Origin of the sequence: Parasynechococcus marenigrum WH 8102, from assembly GCF_000195975.1 — a bacterium.
GTDB classification, from domain to species: Bacteria; Cyanobacteriota; Cyanobacteriia; order PCC-6307; family Cyanobiaceae; genus Parasynechococcus; species Parasynechococcus marisnigri.
This window is the reverse complement of the sequence record NC_005070.1, coordinates 2417092-2434428: the sequence shown is the minus strand read 5'-3', so window position 1 is coordinate 2434428 and position 17337 is coordinate 2417092. Positions and strand designations below refer to the sequence as shown.

At 60.4% G+C, this 17337-nt stretch carries 15 protein-coding genes; 6 read left to right on the top strand and 9 right to left on the bottom strand.

Features of this window, described 5'->3' with window-relative positions; all coding sequences use genetic code 11:
- Window positions 1-261: 261 nt before the first annotated feature.
- From thrC to TX72_RS12725, 3 genes are all read right to left on the bottom strand, one after another.
- Entirely contained in the window at window positions 262-1320 is a 1059-nt protein-coding gene (gene thrC, locus TX72_RS12735) for a threonine synthase (RefSeq protein WP_042504535.1), read from the bottom strand.
- An 84-nt stretch (window positions 1321-1404) separates the two neighbouring features.
- Window positions 1405-1989, bottom strand: coding sequence for an alpha/beta hydrolase (locus TX72_RS12730; RefSeq protein ID WP_011129378.1), 585 nt, complete (start codon window positions 1987-1989; stop codon window positions 1405-1407).
- Window positions 1990-2013: 24 nt separating this feature from the next.
- Entirely contained in the window at window positions 2014-3873 is a 1860-nt protein-coding gene (locus TX72_RS12725) for an ABC1 kinase family protein (RefSeq protein WP_042504039.1), read from the bottom strand.
- 75 nt (window positions 3874-3948) lie between these two features.
- On the opposite strand from TX72_RS12725, the gene recN reads away from it, so the two are divergent.
- The 4 genes from recN (at window position 3949) to TX72_RS12705 (ending at window position 12483) form a co-directional block, all read left to right on the top strand.
- Window positions 3949-5631, top strand: coding sequence for a DNA repair protein RecN (gene recN / locus TX72_RS12720; RefSeq protein ID WP_011129376.1), 1683 nt, complete (start codon window positions 3949-3951; stop codon window positions 5629-5631).
- Window positions 5632-5676: 45 nt separating this feature from the next.
- The gene (uvrA, locus tag TX72_RS12715) at window positions 5677-8649 is read left to right on the top strand and encodes an excinuclease ABC subunit UvrA (protein ID WP_011129375.1); all 2973 of its coding nucleotides are present in this window, start codon (window positions 5677-5679) and stop codon (window positions 8647-8649) included.
- Entirely contained in the window at window positions 8649-10145 is a 1497-nt protein-coding gene (locus TX72_RS12710; protein ID WP_011129374.1) for an alpha/beta hydrolase family protein, read from the top strand. The genes uvrA and TX72_RS12710 overlap by 1 nt, the downstream gene beginning before the upstream one ends.
- Window positions 10146-10350: 205 nt before the next feature.
- Entirely contained in the window at window positions 10351-12483 is a 2133-nt protein-coding gene (locus TX72_RS12705; protein WP_011129373.1) for an HAD family hydrolase, read from the top strand.
- Here TX72_RS12705 and purT read toward each other — a convergent pair.
- From purT to TX72_RS12685, 5 genes are all read right to left on the bottom strand, one after another.
- Window positions 12474-13640: a formate-dependent phosphoribosylglycinamide formyltransferase gene (gene purT / locus TX72_RS12700; RefSeq protein WP_011129372.1), complete on the bottom strand. Its 1167-nt coding sequence runs from the start codon at window positions 13638-13640 to the stop codon at window positions 12474-12476. The two genes, TX72_RS12705 and purT, sit on opposite strands and share 10 nt — an antisense overlap.
- On the bottom strand, window positions 13637-13795 hold the full coding sequence (locus TX72_RS14560) for a hypothetical protein (protein ID WP_011129371.1): 159 nt from the start codon (window positions 13793-13795) through the stop codon (window positions 13637-13639). The genes purT and TX72_RS14560 overlap by 4 nt, the downstream gene beginning before the upstream one ends.
- On the bottom strand, window positions 13795-14043 hold the full coding sequence (locus TX72_RS12695; protein ID WP_011129370.1) for a hypothetical protein: 249 nt from the start codon (window positions 14041-14043) through the stop codon (window positions 13795-13797). The genes TX72_RS14560 and TX72_RS12695 overlap by 1 nt, the downstream gene beginning before the upstream one ends.
- A gap of 4 nt (window positions 14044-14047) precedes the next feature.
- Window positions 14048-15145, bottom strand: coding sequence for a phospho-N-acetylmuramoyl-pentapeptide-transferase (mraY, locus tag TX72_RS12690; RefSeq protein WP_404824914.1), 1098 nt, complete (start codon window positions 15143-15145; stop codon window positions 14048-14050).
- 77 nt (window positions 15146-15222) lie between these two features.
- Window positions 15223-15504, bottom strand: coding sequence for a DUF3134 domain-containing protein (locus TX72_RS12685; protein WP_011129368.1), 282 nt, complete (start codon window positions 15502-15504; stop codon window positions 15223-15225).
- A gap of 14 nt (window positions 15505-15518) precedes the next feature.
- On the opposite strand from TX72_RS12685, the gene TX72_RS12680 reads away from it, so the two are divergent.
- Together TX72_RS12680 and TX72_RS12675 are read left to right on the top strand one after the other, a co-directional pair.
- Window positions 15519-15761, top strand: coding sequence for a hypothetical protein (locus TX72_RS12680; RefSeq protein WP_225867712.1), 243 nt, complete (start codon window positions 15519-15521; stop codon window positions 15759-15761).
- Entirely contained in the window at window positions 15761-16972 is a 1212-nt protein-coding gene (locus TX72_RS12675; protein WP_011129366.1) for an argininosuccinate synthase, read from the top strand. Before TX72_RS12680 ends, TX72_RS12675 begins: the two co-directional genes overlap by 1 nt.
- On the opposite strand, the gene TX72_RS12670 is transcribed toward TX72_RS12675, so the two are convergent.
- Window positions 16964-17332, bottom strand: a complete 369-nt coding sequence (locus TX72_RS12670; protein WP_011129365.1) for a hypothetical protein — start codon at window positions 17330-17332, stop codon at window positions 16964-16966. The genes TX72_RS12675 and TX72_RS12670 overlap by 9 nt on opposite strands.
- Between the last annotated feature and the right edge of the window lie 5 nt (window positions 17333-17337).

The following is a 17337-nucleotide window of genomic DNA, read 5'->3' as shown; positions in this document are numbered from 1 at the left end:
GATTCCAGTTATGACCAAGGCTGATAGCAGCATTGAGCTGAGGAGAATGAATCGGGTGCTGGGGAAGAGGAACGTGTTTTCCACTTCTTCACTGCTTGTGGAGAAAAGCTGACGCACCGGTGCGTCGAGTTTGGTCGTTCTTTCCCCAGCCTGTTGAGCGATTTGTAGGTGGTCTTCCCCAGTCGCTTTGTCGGTTGGTCGGTGGTTTAAAGCAAAAAAAAGACCCCTTTCGGGGTCGTGAGGGATCAGACAGGTGTTGATTTAAAAACCCATGACTCCCGCCACCGTGGCGAGATCGGGGTTCAGGTCTGTATGGAAGGCGGCATCGTTGTTGTTGATGGCGCAATCCGGATCCTTCAGGCCATTGCCGGTGAGCACGCAGACCACGGTCGCTCCCGCCGGGACCTCATCTTTCCGCTTTAACAGACCTGCGACGGAGGCTGCACTGGCCGGTTCGCAGAAGATGCCTTCCTGGCCACCCAGAAGCTTGTAGGCCTCAATGATTTCGGCATCGGTGACGTCGAGGAAGGCACCGTTGCTGGCTTGACGAGCGGCGATCGCTTTGGCGCGGTTCACCGGATTGCCGATGCGAATCGCGGTTGCAATCGTGTCCGGATCGCTCACGGTGGTGTCGTTGACCAACGGTGCGGAGCCGCTGGCCTGGAAGCCCATCATGCGCGGCAGTGTGCGGCTGTGACCGGCTTGTCGGTATTCCTGGAACCCCATCCAGTAGGCCGTGATGTTGCCGGCGTTGCCCATGGGGATGCACAGCCAATCGGGGGCATCACCAAGGGCATCGACGACTTCAAAGGCAGCGGTTTTCTGGCCCTGAAGTCGGTAGGGGTTCACTGAGTTCACCAGCGTCACGGGGTACTTCTCCGCTGCTTCGCGAACGATGTCCAGAGCGCGGTCGAAATTGCCGCGAATCGCCAGAACCTCAGCGCCGTAGACGAGGGCCTGCGCCAGTTTTCCCTGGGCGACGTATCCGTCGGGGATCAGCACGAAGGCCCGCATGCCACCGCGACGGGCGTAGGCCGCGGCTGCTGCACTGGTGTTGCCGGTACTGGCGCAGATCACAGCCTCGCAGCCGGCTTCCTTGGCCTTGCTGATGGCCATGGTCATGCCCCGATCCTTGAAGGATCCGGTCGGGTTGAGACCGTCGTACTTGACGAAGACCTTCACACCCTTGCCGATCCGCTCCTCGATTGCGGGTACAGGGATCAGTGGAGTCGCCCCCTCCCTGAGGGTGATCACGGGCGTGGTGGAGGTCACCGGTAGCCAAGCTCTGTAGGCCTCGATCAGACCGGGCCAGTCCTGCATCACAGGGGTGGCCGCAAAGCGCCGACGGAGGTTCTGGAACAGGGACACCGGATGCTGCTTGGAATCAGGCGGAATCTACGAGGTTTAGGGCTTGGCTTCCTTCAGGCCGTCCAGGGGTGAATCGGAGAAGAACTGCACCAGTCCTGAAATGGATTGGGCTTTATCGATCACGGAAAACAGGGCCGGAAGGTTCACAGCCAACACCTCATTGGGATAAGCCTTGAGGAAATCCACGGCGGTCAGTCCGTCACCGCTGTTGTGGAGTCCGTTGATCACGGCAGCCCGCAACGCGGGGATGCTGACCTCCGGTTGAGGTGTATAGATCGGATAGAGGATCTGTCCCACACGTCGGATGATCGCTTCACCAATACGGGTGTTGATCAGACGACTGGTGAGAACCAGAGGCAGATCCAGTTTTTGGTTGAGGAGTTTGGCGACGTTTTCAGGATCCTGTTTGGACAAAACCAGCAGCTGCTCCAGCAGACCTCTCGCTTCACCGGTGTTGGCCAGATGCTCGATGTCCTTAACGGGGATTGAGCGCCGAAAGGCTCCACTGACCAGTGCAACGTTCTTGGCCGCCAGGGCTGGGCTGGCCAGGGCGATGAGCCCAATGCCCCAACTTGCGACCAGGGCGATCGCCCGGCAGCGACGGGTTTTGACGGTTGGCATGAACCCTGGAGCAATGCCCAGAACTTAGGTGGACACTCCAGCAGCAACCCTCACGAGGCGGACAACTCCTCGTTCGGCCAGACCCTGAGCTACCTGAACACCCATCCGACGGGTGTCCGGTTCATTGAGCAGCCTCGGCATCCGTTTCAGCAGTAGGTCGGGCGTGAAGTCCGGTAGAGATTGGAGAACGTTGATCAGTTCACGAATTGGTTCCAACTGCAGCAGTGGATCGGCAGGGGGCAGTCCTCGAGACTGGAAGGCGTTGGGTTGGATTCGCTTAGGCAAGCGGCGTCCGAGCCGTTGCACGGTCGACCAGCCGATGGCGTCGAGGCGATCCACAGTGGCCTCGACAAGTTGATCCCTGAGCAAACCGGCTTTGGGAGAGAACAGGAAATCGAGAAGCTGATCAAGCAGGGCTTCGAGGTCCAGCTGTGCCTGGCTGGCTGCACTGGACACCAGATTTTCCAGACGTGTCCAGCGGAATGCGTCACCGTCGAACAACATTTCCTTGAGGCTCTGCCGCAATTGCGGATCGGGATCCTCCATCAATCTCCGGGCGAAATAGGGATACGCGGCGCCAAGGATCTTGAACTGTGGGTCGACGCTCAAGGCGATGCCTTCAAGCGTGACCAGGGAGCGGATGATCAGTGCGTAATAGGGCGGGACGCGGAAGGGGAATTTGTACATCACACCGGACATGTCGTCAGTCACGGCCTTGAAGTCCATGCGATTGACCCCAGCTTCCAGGGCCTGACTGAATACGGATTCGAATGCCGGAACGATCGGCTCGAGATTGACGTCTTCCGCGAGGAAACCAAGGGTGACGAAGTCTTTAGAGAGCTTTCCGAAGTTGCGGTTCACCAGGTGCACCACCGCCTGAATCAATCCGGTGCGGGACTCACGGCTGACTTCACTCATCATCCCGAAATCCAGGTAGCAGAGCCGGCCATCTTCAAGGGCCAGCAGGTTGCCCGGATGAGGGTCGGCATGGAAGAAGCCGTGCTCCAGCAATTGCTGCAAGCTGCAGTTCACACCGACATCCACCATGTCGTCGGGGTCAATGCCAAGCTCACGGACCGCATCGAGATTGGTGAGCTTCACCCCATCTATCCACTCCATCGTCAGTACCCGACGGCTGGTGGCCTCGTGGAAGATTGCCGGTACAGCGATGCGAGGATTGTGGCGATGCAGCTCAGCGAATTTTTCAGCGTTAGCCGCCTCATTGAGGTAGTCCATCTCTTCGAACACCCGACGGCCTAATTCATCGATCAGGGCAACCAGGTCACTGCGGATCAGGCCGATATTGCTGTTCAACCAGGCGGCGATGTTGCGGACGATGTAAAGATCCAGCGTGATCTGTTCGCGCAGACCGGGTCGCTGGACTTTCACCGCAACCTTCTGACCATTGTTGAGAACCCCGCGGTGCACCTGCCCCAGTGAGGCTGCAGAGATCGGCTCCCGGTCGAGCTGCTCATAGAGCTCATCAACCGGAGCACCGAGGTCCTCTTCGATACAAGCCATGGCCAGATCGCTGTCGAAACCCGGCAATTGATCCTGCAGTTGTGAGAGTTCCTCCAACAACAAAGGAGGCACGATGTCGGGTCGGGTGGACAGGGCCTGGCCAGCTTTGATGAAGGCGGGTCCCAAATCCACCAGCAGTTCAGCGCATTCGCGGGCGCGGCTCCGGGCCCGTTCTTCATCCTTCAGCAGCTGGAACAGCCAGTCGAAGGCCACGCCGAGCAGCAGCAATCCGATTGGGACAAGGGTCTGCCACAGGCGGCGGATCAGCCGCTGGGGATGACCGGCATAGATCCTGGTGATGGCAGCGGGGTCGTACTCGAGCAGACCAGCAGCTTCGATGAAATCCCCAAGCTCCGCTGTCATCGTTAAAGGGGTTTGGTGCACCCCTTCTAAACGACGCGAGCCGTCGCTACGGTCGGCATCACCACCGGGGATGGCGTGCTCACCGGTCTGCAGCTGCAGAACATCGCCCTGATCGATCGGCTCGAACTGGAGTTTGGATCGGGTTTCACGGTGCTCACCGGTGAAACTGGTGCTGGAAAATCGCTCCTCCTCGACGCCCTTGATGCGGTGCTGGGTGGTGCTCAGGGATCTGCTGGCCAGCGCTTGCTGCGCGAGGGATCCGAGCGCTCGCGGATCGAAGCCAGTTTTCAGCTCACGCCGATTCTGCGGGCTTGGTTGTCCGACGGGGATTTCGAGTCGGAGGACGAGCTTCTGGTCAGCCGGGAATGGAAACGTCTGGACGGCGAACGTTGGTCCAGCCGTTCGCGGCTCAATGGCACGCCGGTCAACCGTCAGCAGCTGTTGTCCCTGCGGCCGCTGTTGATCGATCTCACGGTGCAGGGTCAGACCCAGCTGTTGTCCAAGCCCGGGCAACAGCGTCAATGGCTGGATCGTTTAGGGGGTTCATCTCTGGCGGCATTAAGAGCTGATGTGGCCGCGGCCTGGCAGGGGTGGTGTGAATCAGCAACGGCCCTTGAGGCGGTTGAACGGGAACAGCAGCGTTGCGAGGAGGAAAGGGCTGAGCAGGAGGCCTTGCTCGAGCAGCTAGAGGCGGCCGGTCTGGAGGATCCTGGTGAACAGGAGCAGCTGGAACAGGACCAGGATCGATTGGTCCATGGTGTGCGTTTGCAGGAGGGACTGGCCCAGTTGTTTCGTCGTTTCAGGGACGGTGCGGACCAGGCCCCGTCACTGCAGGACCATCTCGCAGCTTCGGTTCAGGAGCTGCAGGTGATGGCTCAACTGGACGGTTCCCTGACGGGGGTGAAGGATCAGGCTCTGGATCTGGAGGCGAATGTTGAGGAGCTTCTGCGGTCCCTCGATCACTACAGCCTGGCTTTGGAGAGTGACCCGGAGCATCTCGATCGGATTCAGGAGCGACTGGCGGAACTGAAGCGGCTGCAGCGTCGTCATGGCCTTGATCTGGCGGGGTTGATCGACCGTCGCGATGGTTTACGGCAGCGGTTGGGGGATAGGGGATTCGAAGCGGATCTTCAGCGGCTGCGGATGGTCGAACAGTCGCAACGCCAGCAACGGGATCAAGCCAATGCCGCCCTGCGACAGGCCCGTTCTCAGGCTGCCATCGATCTCCAGGCTTCCTTGCTCAAGCTGTTGCCACCAATGGGCCTCGCCAATGTGCGTTTTGAGGTGGATCTGCGTTATGCCGAACCGGCAGACCATGGAGCGGATGCTGTCTCTTTTCTGTTTTCCGCGAATCCCGGTCAGCCACTGGCACCGTTGGTGGAAGTGGCGTCTGGCGGTGAGATGTCGCGTTTTCTGTTGGCGTTGAAGACGACCCTTGCCGCAGTGGACGGTTCCAGCACGCTGCTGTTCGACGAGATCGATGCTGGCGTCAGTGGCCGCGTCAGTGGAGCGATGGCCGATTTGTTGCGCAGCCTCGGTGAGCAACGTCAGGTGTTTTGTGTGACCCACCAACCCCTGGTGGCAGCGGCTGCGGATCACCATTTAAGGATCAACAAGGAGGTGAAGGAAGGCGTCACCTATTCGCGAGTGTCCCGACTGCGGGACACTCGCGAGCGCCAGCAGGAACTGGCTGAACTCGCGGGTGGAGATCAGGCTGATCTTTATGCAGCCAGCCTCCTGGCCCAGCGTTCAGCCTGAGTTCAGCCTTTCTTCTTAAGCTCATGTGCTTTCGATCGGGGCCCGATGGTGCGAGCTGCTGCCAAGAGCACGGATCGAACGGCTCCTGTGAATCTGTCCGGCGGCAGCCTGGAGGATGTGATCCGGGTGCGTGGCGCTCGCCAGCACAACCTCAAGAACGTCGACGTCACCATTCCCCGCAACAAGCTGGTGGTGTTCACCGGCGTTAGTGGCAGCGGCAAAAGCTCGCTCGCTTTTGACACGATTTTTGCGGAAGGTCAGCGCCGCTACGTCGAGAGTTTGTCCGCTTACGCCCGACAGTTCCTGGGCCAGGTGGACAAGCCAGATGTGGACGCCATTGAGGGGCTGTCTCCTGCGATTTCGATCGATCAGAAATCCACCAGCCACAACCCCCGCTCCACCGTCGGAACGGTCACGGAAATCCAGGACTACCTGCGCCTGTTGTTTGGCCGCGCTGGTGAGCCCCATTGCCCGCAGTGTGATCGCTCGATCCGTCCTCAGAGCATCGACGAGATGGTCGATCAGATCCTGGTGCTGCCGGAGGGCACCCGCTATCAGCTGCTGGCTCCCGTGGTTCGGGGCAAGAAGGGCACCCACACCAAGATGATCAGCGGCCTCGCTGCTGAGGGCTTCGCCCGGGTGCGCATCGATGGCGAGGTCCGCGAGCTGGCGGACAACATCGAATTGGACAAGAACCACAGCCACAACATCGAAGTGGTGGTGGATCGGCTGGTGGCCCGCGACGGCATTCAGGAACGTCTCACCGATTCATTGCGCACCGTTCTCAAACGGGGGGATGGACTCGCCCTGGTTGAAGTTGTGCCGAAGAAGGGAGAGGAGCTCCCCGATGGTGTGGAGCGAGAGCGCCTTTATTCCGAAAAATTCGCTTGCCCGGTCCATGGCGCGGTCATGGACGAGTTGTCCCCGAGGTTGTTCTCGTTCAATAGCCCCTATGGGGCCTGTGAGGCCTGCCACGGCATCGGTCATCTGCGGAAATTCACTGTGGATCGGGTCATTCCAGATCCCACTCAGCCGGTGTATTCGGCGGTTGCTCCCTGGGCGGAAAAGGACAACAGCTATTACTTCTCCTTGCTCTATTCCGTGGGAGAGGCCTTTGGCTTCGAGATCAAGACTCCATGGAACCAGCTCACCGATGAGCAACGTGATGTGTTGCTGCACGGCAGTCGCGAACCGATCCTGATTCAGGCCGATAGCCGTTACCGCAAGGGCAAGGCGGGCTACAACCGGCCTTTTGAGGGAATCCTGCCGATCCTTGAGCGTCAGCTGCGTGACGCCAGCGGAGAGGCCCAGCGTCAGAAGCTGGAGAAATTTCTTGAGTTGGTCCCGTGCGAGGCCTGCGCCGGTCAGCGGCTGCGGCCGGAAGCCCTCGCCGTGAAGGTGGGCCCTTTCTGCATTCCTGAGCTGACGGCCGTCAGCGTTGGTCAGACCCTTGACCGCATCGAGCAGTTGATGGGGGTTGGCAGCCATGAGGGTGCCAACCCATTGCTGAATGATCGCCAGATTCAGATCGGTGATCTGGTGCTGCGGGAGATCCGGCTGAGGTTGAAGTTTCTGTTGGATGTGGGGCTCGACTACCTGAGCCTGGATCGGCCGGCGATGACGCTGTCCGGTGGAGAAGCGCAGCGGATCCGTCTGGCCACTCAGATCGGTGCCGGTCTCACCGGTGTTCTGTATGTGCTCGATGAGCCGAGCATCGGTCTGCACCAGCGGGACAACGATCGTTTGCTGAACACCCTCGTGCGCCTGAGAGACCTGGGCAACACGCTGGTGGTGGTTGAGCACGACGAAGACACCATCCGTGCTGCCGATCACGTGGTGGATATCGGCCCCGGCGCGGGCGTGCATGGGGGCCACATCGTGGCGGAAGGCAGTTTCGAAGATCTGATCAACAGCGAAGCGTCGCTGACCGGTGCCTACCTCAGCGGTCGCCGCTCGATTCCGACACCTGCGGAACGACGCCAGAGCGGTACCCGTTCGCTCAAGTTGCTCGATTGCAACCGCAACAACCTCAAGAACGTCAGTGTGGAGTTTCCCCTCGGTCGGCTGGTGTCCGTCACCGGGGTGAGCGGCAGCGGCAAGAGCACCTTGGTGAATGAATTGCTCCACCCTGCACTCGAGAACGGCCTGGGGATGAAGGTTCCCTTTCCGCAGGGACTCGCTGAATTGCGGGGGTTGAAGTCAATCGACAAGGTGATCGTGATTGACCAGTCACCGATCGGTCGCACGCCACGCTCCAATCCCGCCACTTACACCGGTGCTTTCGACCCGATCCGTCAGGTGTTTGCTGCCACGGTGGAGGCCAAGGCCCGCGGCTATCAGGTGGGGCAATTCAGCTTCAACGTGAAGGGCGGTCGCTGTGAGGCTTGCCGCGGTCAGGGCGTGAACGTGATCGAGATGAATTTCCTGCCTGATGTCTACGTCCAGTGCGACGTCTGTAAGGGAGCACGCTTCAACCGGGAGACGTTGCAGGTGAAATACAAGGGGTACACCATTGCCGATGTGCTGCAAATGACGGTGGAGCAGGCCGCCGAAGTGTTCGACGCAATTCCTCAGGCTGCGGATCGATTGCGCACGTTGGTGGATGTCGGCCTCGGTTACGTGAAGCTTGGCCAGCCAGCTCCGACCCTCTCCGGTGGAGAAGCGCAGCGGGTGAAATTGGCGACTGAGTTGTCACGCAGGGCGACGGGGAAAACCCTTTATCTGATTGATGAACCCACCACGGGTCTGAGTTTTTACGACGTCCATAAATTGATGGATGTAATGCAGCGCCTTGTTGATAAGGGCAACTCGATTATCTGTATTGAGCACAATTTGGATGTGATTCGCTGTTCCGATTGGATCATTGATCTCGGACCCGAGGGTGGCGACAAGGGTGGAGAGCTTCTGGTGACCGGGACCCCGGAAGAGGTTGCCCAGCATCCAACCAGTCACACAGGCAGATACCTTGCCCGTGTTTTGGAGCAGCATCCGCCAGAGATCCCACTGATCGCTGCCTGATGACGCGTTGTCGCAACCATTGGGCTGCTTTCCTCAGTGGCCTTGCACTGTCAGGATTCGCTGCACCGGCCCAGGCGCTCGAGCACTTGATGCTGCGCATGCCGTTCCTGGAGACGAGCGTCACCATCAACCTCGGAGAGGCTGAGTCCGCTTCAGAACTGATTCGATCCAGCCCTGATCTTGACGATCTCCAATCGGCGAGCGGTGGACAACTTCTAGATCTGATCAGCAAGATTTTTCTGGCGCCGCTACCCGTCGAGACCAAGGCCTTCCTGGAAGGGTCCACCGGCCAGCCGTTGCTTGAGCAGGCTCTGATTGCGGCTGCTGATCTGGTCGATCTCGATGGGGTGGATCCGGACACCAGTGGTCGGATGTTGACGGATGCTCTGGTGCGAGCTGAACGCAATGGCCAACCCAATGTGCTCGGCTTCCTGCGGGAACTGCCTGGTGATCAGGCCTCCATTGATCTATCTCGGGTGGCTGTTGCGGCGAACCGACTCAAAGCCAATCAGGAGCAGGGCGTTGCTTTGGCTTTGGCAGGGCCTGCTGAAACGGTCACGCCATCGTTGCGGGCTCCGTTGAAGCCGTCCTGGACCCGTCAGGTCGTTCGTCTTTCTGTGACCCATCGTCCGCAACTACTCAGGGTGCTGACCCTGGTGCCAAATGGCTCAGCCAATGGGCGTCTGGTGGTGATCTCCCATGGCCTCTGGGATGACCCTGAATCGTTTGAAGGATGGGGGGAGGTGCTGGCGGCCCAGGGTTATACGGTGCTCCTGCCGGACCACCCAGGCAGTGATTTCAGTCAACAGAAGGCGATGTTGGCCGGTGATCGGCCGCCCCCAGGACCGGAGGAACTTCGTCTGCGTCCACTGGATGTCTCTGCTCTGCTCGATGCTGTCGAGTCTGGCCGTCTGATGAAGGGCCGAGGCTTGAACACCGAGACTGTTGCGGTGGTGGGTCATTCCTGGGGTGCCACCACAACACTCCAGCTTGCAGGTGGTGTTCCGACTGAACGCAAGCTCAAGAGCCATTGCAGTGATCTCAAAGACCCTGAGCGCAACTTGAGCTGGGTGCTCCAGTGCAGCTGGTTGAGCGGCATCAACAGAGCCGGTATTGCTGACCAGCGGGTCAAGGCTGTCGTGGCCGTCAGTCCTCCCTTGCGTCTGCTGTTTGAACCCACTAGTACCACCAGCCTCAATTCCAAGGTGCTGTTGATCAGTGGCACCCGCGACTGGGTGGTTCCTTCAGGCCCTGAGGCGATCTCCCCGATGCGCGATACCAAGGCTGCACAGTTTGGCCATCGCCTGGTGCTGGTGAGGGGTGCTGACCACTTCAGCCTGCGCAGTTTTCAAGGGGAAGATCGACCGGCTCTGGTCGGACCGCTGCTGCTGGCCTGGATCAATGAGCAGCTGGGGGTGAATGGGGTCGTCAGCTTCAGGGGCGGTGGCTGGGGTGATGATCAGGTTGATCTGGTGGATGTGAGCAATAAGCTCTGACAGTGCTTGTTCTTCACAATTGATTCTCCATTGAGTCGTTGAGAAGGGGTTGTTGATCGTCAGTGTTCATCAGTGTTTTGGCTGAATCAGATCGCTCCAGAACGATCATCCCTAACGTTTTTTTCAACTTTCAGTTCGTTTTTTCTCCCTAAATACAAACCAACGGAGTCGCTCGATTCCGCTGTTGTTTGAAGGGATCGCAGTCATGGGAAGGGGTGTCCGTGTCCTTCATCTGCACTTGTACGGTCTGTTCCGTTCCCGGGATCTGGAGCTTGGTCGTGATGCGGACACCGGCGGCCAGACCCTCTACGTGCTGGATCTCGTGCGCAGCCTGGCCCAGCGTCCCGAGGTTGATCGGGTCGATGTGGTGACACGTCTTGTGCAGGACCGTCGGGTTGCCGCGGACTATGAGCGCCCACTCGAGGTGATTGCTCCCGGTGCTCGAATCCTGCGCTTTCCGTTTGGTCCGAAGCGTTATCTGCGCAAGGAACAGCTTTGGCCGCATCTGGAAGATCTTGCCGATCAGCTGGTGCATCACCTCACCCAGCCCGGCCACGAGGTGGATTGGATTCACGCCCATTACGCCGATGCCGGTTTCGTCGGGGCTCTGGTGAGCCAACGGCTTGGTTTACCCCTGGTATTCACCGGTCATTCCCTTGGCCGCGAAAAGCAACGTCGTCTTCTCGCCGGCGGTGGCGATCGTCAACAGATCGAACAGGCCTACGCCATGAGCCGTCGGATTGAAGCGGAGGAGCAGGCACTCACCCAGGCGGATCTGGTGATCACCAGCACGCAGCAGGAAGCTGACCTGCAATACGCCCGCTATTCGCAGTTTCGTCGTGATCGCGTCCAGGTGATCCCGCCCGGCGTGGATGCCGGACGCTTTCACCCCGTTTCTTCCGCCGCTGAAGGGGATGCTCTCGATCAGTTGCTCAGCCCCTTTCTTCGCGATCCCAGCAAGCCTCCCTTGTTGGCGATTTCCCGTGCTGTCCGCCGCAAGAACATCCCGGCTCTGTTGGAAGCCTTCGGATCCTCATCGGTGCTGCGGGACCGCCACAATCTCGTGTTGGTGCTGGGGTGCCGTGAAGATCCCCGACAGATGGAGAAGCAGCAACGGGATGTGTTCCAGCAGGTGTTCGATCTCGTCGATCGTTACGACCTCTACGGCTCGGTCGCCTATCCGAAACAGCATCGCCGCTCGCAGGTGCCGGCCTTCTATCGCTGGGCAGTTCAACGGGGAGGTCTGTTTGTTAACCCTGCGCTGACGGAACCATTCGGTCTCACGTTGCTGGAGGCCGCGGCCTGTGGTCTGCCGATGGTCGCTACCGATGACGGTGGTCCTCGCGATATTCAGGCCCGCTGTGAGAACGGCCTGTTGGTGGATGTAATCGATGCCGGTGCCTTGCAGGAGGCGCTGGAACGGGCTGGCAAGGATGCCAGTCGCTGGCGGCGCTGGAGTGACAACGGCGTGGAGGCGGTGTCGCGACATTTCAGTTGGGATGCCCATGTCTGTCGCTATCTGGGACTGATGCAAGCCCATCTGCATCAGCTGCCATCAGTCGGTCCAAGGCCTCAGGGTTCCCCGGCCTCATCGCATCGGCCGGATCATCTGTTGTTGCTGGATCTCGACAGCACCCTCGATTGTCCCGATGGCCCGTCGCTCACCGCTTTGCGCAGCCAGCTTGAACGCGATGGTCAGCGCTACGGCTTGGGGATCCTGACCGGTCGATCATTGGCGGCGGCGCGGCAGCGCTACGGCGATCTGCATCTGCCCTCGCCGTTGGTCTGGATCAGCCGGGCAGGCAGTGAGATTCACCTGGGCGAGGATCTTCAGCCCGATCACATCTGGGCGCAGCACATCGATACCGATTGGCAGCGTGAATCCGTGGAGGCTGTGATGGAGGATCTCCACGACCTTTTAGAACTTCAAAGCGAAGAGCATCAGGGGCCCTGGAAGCTGAGTTACCTGCAACGTCAGCCGGATGAATCGGTGTTGAGCCACGTGCGTCAGCGGCTGAGGCGGGAGGGTCTATCGGCTCGGCCTCAACGGCGCTGCCACTGGTATCTGGACGTCCTTCCTCGGCTGGCGTCCCGCAGTGAGGCGATTCGTCACCTAGCTCTGCATTGGCAGCTGCCCCTCGAGAGGGTCATGGTGATGGCCAGTCAGCAGGGTGATGGTGAGTTGCTCCGGGGGCTGCCGGCCACGGTGGTACCGGCAGATCATGATCCCTGCCTCGTGCGCCATCCTCAACAGAAACGGGTGCTGCTTTCAGGTCGCCCCAGCCTTGCGGCCGTGCTGGATGGATTAAGTCATTACCGGTTTCCCAGTCAGCGCTGAAGCACCCGAACGCAGGCTGCGGCACGATCGGCTTTGGCTCGCGCTTCTGCCAGGTGTTCCCCCCTGGCCAGGGCCACCCCCATGCGACGTCCTGGGCGAGCCGTGGGTTTGCCGAACAGCAGCAGTTGGGTGTCGGGTTCCTGCAGGGCAGTATCGACGCCCGTGTAGCTGACAGCATCCATCTGGTTCTGGGCAAGGATCACACGACTGGCGGCTGCGTCGGCAGTCGTGATCGACGGGATCGGTAAACCCAGAACCGCACGCAGGTGCAGCTCGAATTCGCTCAGGTTCTGGCTGATTAAGGTCACCAGGCCAGTGTCGTGTGGTCGTGGGGAGAGCTCCGAGAAGATCACCTCATCGCCGCAGAGGAAGAATTCCACACCGAACAGGCCAACACCCCCCAGGTTCTGGGTCACCGTCCTGGCCATCGCCTGGGCCTGATGCAGCTGCTCGGACGACAGCTCCGCTGGCTGCCAACTGCACTGGTAATCACCGTGCTCCTGTTCATGGCCGATCGGGGCACAGAACAGGGTTTCACCGTTGTGCTGGCGGATGGTCAGCAGGGTGATTTCAAGGTCGAAACGGAGAAATTCCTCCACGATCACGCGGGGGGAGGTTCCCCTGGCGCCGGCCATTGCAGCGTCCCAGGCCTGATCCAAACCATCCGGTCCATCCACGACGCTCTGACCTTTGCCGGATGAGCTCATCACCGGTTTCACCACCACGGGCCAGCCGAGGGCAGGGGCTTCGGCTCGCAGTTCTTCCGCGCTGGCGGCATAGGCGAAACGCGCAGACCGCAGAGCGAGTTCGCCGGCGGCGAGATCGCGGATCCGATCACGGTTCATCGTCACCGCAGTGGCCCGCGCGGTGGGAATCACTGTGATTCCGTCCTGCTCCAGTTCCGCCAGAGCTGACACCGCCAGCGCTTCAATTTCGGGGATCACCACATCAGGGCGGTGGCGACGCACCGTTGCCAACAATGCGTCGGTGTCCGTCATTGCCAGAACTTCCGCCTGATCGGCCACCTGCATCGCGGGAGCATCGGCGTAGCGATCACAGGCGATCACATGACAGCCGATGCGCTGGGCGGAGATGGCCACCTCCTTCCCCAGTTCGCCGCTGCCCAGAAGCATCACCGTCTTTGGAAATTGGGTCATTGGCCGCTTTGACGGCGGATCTCACCAATCAACCAGACGGCGATGAAGCCCAGGGATGAGATGCCGAAGTAAATCAACACCCAGCGCAGCACACGGTCTGGATCAGCGGCGGCAGCGGAGAGCAGGTCTGCTGTTTTGGTGAGCAGGTCGTCCATCAGGTGTCCAGATCCGGGATCAGTGTGAGCTGGCGAACAGGAGATTCTTCACTGACGAATCCCCAGGCTTCGAACACCGAGGGATCGGGATGGGTGATCCGTTGTTGGTCGCCATCGCGCTCGAGGCGGAACCCCTCCTCCGCCATGCGTCGCATCAGGCTGGCGGACTCCTCAAACCGTGCCGCCATCGCCTCCAGGCTGGCGCAGTCCGTGGTGAGACCGGATTCCCGCCATGTGAAGTAAGTCATGGGCTCAGATGGTCGGTCGAAGCAGTAGCCCCAGCAGCACGAAGCCGGCCGTGGCGAGCCAGAAGCATGGCACCACTGTGCGTTCGCTGGTGCCCCCCAGTTCGAAGTGATGGTGTAGGGGGGCCATCCGGAATACGCGTCGCCCTTGACCGTCCGGTCCTTTGGTGGTCTTGAACACCCACACCTGAATGATCACTGACAGGGACTCCGCCAGGAAGACCCCGCCCATCACCAGCAGAGGCCAAAGACTGTCCGACAGCAGGGCCACACCGCTGAGGGCAGCTCCCATGGCGAGGGAGCCAGTGTCCCCCATGAATGCTCGCGCCGGGTGGCGGTTATGCATCAGGAAGCCGAGCCAGGCGCCGGCCATGGTCATGCAGAAGCCCGCCAGTGCTGGATCACCGGTGTGTCCCCTGAGCATCAACTGCACAGCCATTCCCAGGAACACCAAAGCGCCGCAACCGCTGGCCAGCCCATCCAGTCCATCGGTGAGGTTAGTGGCATTGCTTTCGGCCAGGAACACAAACAGCCCCAGGGGCCAGATCAGCCAACCGAGCGGCAGGGTCCAACCGAAGGGCAGGGACACGCTGCTGCTGATCCAGCCCTGCCATGCCGCCACGGCGAGGAAGAGAACCCCCATCAGGCTTTGCAGCAATAACTTGCCGCGAGGTGTGAGGCCGGTGTTGGTTTGGCGTGTGAGGCTGCGCCAATCATCAAAACCACCGATCACCATGTAGCCCAGGGTGATGGCGGAAACAGCAAGCAGCTGCTGAGCTTCTGTGCCCTCCAGGCTGATCAGCCCGCCAACGATCGTGCCCACGGGCACCACCAACAGCCCCCCCATCGTGGGGGTGCCTGCCTTGGACTGATGGGCTTGAGGTCCTTCAACCCGAATCACCTGGCCCATCTTCAGGGCTTTGAGCCGCGGGATTCCTGCCGCGGCCACCAGTGCGGCCACGGAGGTGGAGATCAGCAGAGGCAGCGTCAGCTGACTGTTCGGCACCCACTTATCGGAGGCGAGGCTGCCTGCCAGAACCGCAACAGCCAGGAGTGAAGCACTGACAGTGCCGTTCTCCCACCAGGTGCGAGGACGGTTGCTGATGTCAGTCACGACTGAGGTGGCCGGTGCGCTGGGACCTTAGAGGAGCTGTTCGAAAGCGACCAGACAACGATCGGACCTCAGTCCTCCCACTGCTCCTCGTTCTGCTCGTCAGCGTTGTTGTAATCCTCCTTCTCACCCATCAGTGCTGAGAGCTCCTCCTCTTCAACCGTGCTCACTTCGGGAGAACCGGATTCTTCATCAGCCACCAGCCGGCCGCTGGCCTCGAGCCAGCTCAGCAGATCAGGCTCCTCACGCAGGGGCAGCACCGGGGCCGGATCCCTGCGTCCGTAGCGCGTCAGGGAGGGGTTGATGCTGTCGAGAGCGCTCATCCTTGAGGAGACAGTCCAATCCATCAACATAGTGCATGCCCTTGATGACTACCATGCGTGATGCCGTGGTGCTGTTGCTCAGCTGGGGTTCGGCGTTGCTGATCAGCTGGGGTCTGCGCTTCTGGGGTGATCAGCATCCAGCTCCGCTGCAGGCGCCCTGGGCTGTTGTTTTGACCATCGTGCTGCTGCCGGCGTTGCTGATGGCGGGGTGGGTGCTGCTGTCGGCAGCACGGCCCGGGGCCGGTGAAGGGGGAGAATCAATCGATTCTGATCAGGAGACCCGTTGATGGGCCGCGCCAACAAGGTGGTTCTCGCCTACTCCGGCGGGGTGGATACCAGCGTCTGCATTCCCTATTTGAAGCAGGAATGGGGTGTTGAAGAGGTCATCACCTTCGCCGCTGATCTCGGCCAGGGCGATGAGCTGGAACCGATTCGTCAAAAGGCCCTGGATGCGGGCGCAAGTCAGTCGTTGGTGGGGGATCTGATTCAGCCCTTCATCGAAGAGTTCGCCTTCCCTGCCATCCGCGCTAACGCGCTGTACGAGGGGCGCTACCCCCTCTCCACAGCATTGGCGCGGCCGTTGATCGCTCGCCGATTGGTGGAGGTGGCCCGTGAGGTGGGTGCTGATGCAGTGGCCCATGGCTGCACTGGCAAGGGCAACGACCAGGTGCGCTTCGATGTGGCGATTGCTGCTCTTGCTCCCGATCTGAAGGTGCTGACCCCCGCGAGGGAGTGGGGGATGAGCCGTGAGGAGACCATTGCCTATGGCGAGCGCTGCGGAATCCCGGCGCCGGTGAGCAAGAAGTCGCCCTACTCGATCGATCTCAACCTTCTGGGTCGCAGCATCGAGGCGGGACCGCTTGAAGATCCGATGGTGGCGCCTCCGGAGGAGGTGTTCGCCATGACCTCACCGATGTCGGATACGCCTGATGCGGCGGAGGAGATCGAGATTGCCTTCGAAGCCGGCAACCCCGTCGCCATCAATGGCCAGGTTCTGGATCCGGTGGCGATGATCCGCGAAGCCAACCGTCTGGCGGGCAGTCACGGCATCGGCCGTCTCGACATGATCGAGAACCGGGTGGTGGGGATTAAATCCAGGGAGATCTACGAAACACCGGGCTTGCTGCTGTTGATTCAGGCCCATCAGGAACTGGAGAGTTTGACGTTGGCCGCGGATGTTCTGCGCAGCAAACGTCAGCTGGAGATGCAGTGGGCTGACCTGGTGTATCAGGGGCTGTGGTTCGGGCCGCTGAAGGATGCATTGGACGGTTTCATGGACCGGACCCAGCAGCATGTCAACGGCGTCGTGCGCCTGCGTCTGTACAAGGGCAATGCCACGGTCATCGGCCGCGGTTCAACCCAGAGCAGCCTGTATGTGCCTGCGATGGCGTCCTACGGCAGTGAAGACGCCTTCGACCATCGCGCCGCTGAGGGATTCATCTACGTCTGGGGATTGCCAACCCGTCTCTGGGCTGCTTCCCAACGGACATCAGGCTGACCGCCACTTGCCGAACCCAGGAAGTTTCGGCAAGCGCAACCGGGGAAGTCGCATCAGATTGTTGTGAGACGAAATCCCGCTCTGCTCTTCTGATTGGAGCAGAGCGGGATGAATCGAGTTTTTTGTGGAGGAGTCCAACTGGTGACTCAGCAGTTGACAGCGATCGATCAACGGCTGGAGCCGTTGTTGGAATTTGCGCTCGAACAACTCGGGTAGTTCATCCAGTAGTTGTTCATAGGCCTTGATCTGCTCTTCCAGTTCATCAATGCGTTGTTGCAGCAGTTGATGCTCTGTTGAGCGAGGCGCCTGCGGCATCCAGCGAGGCATCGGAGCTTGATGCTGGTTGGCGTCATGGGTCATGGACC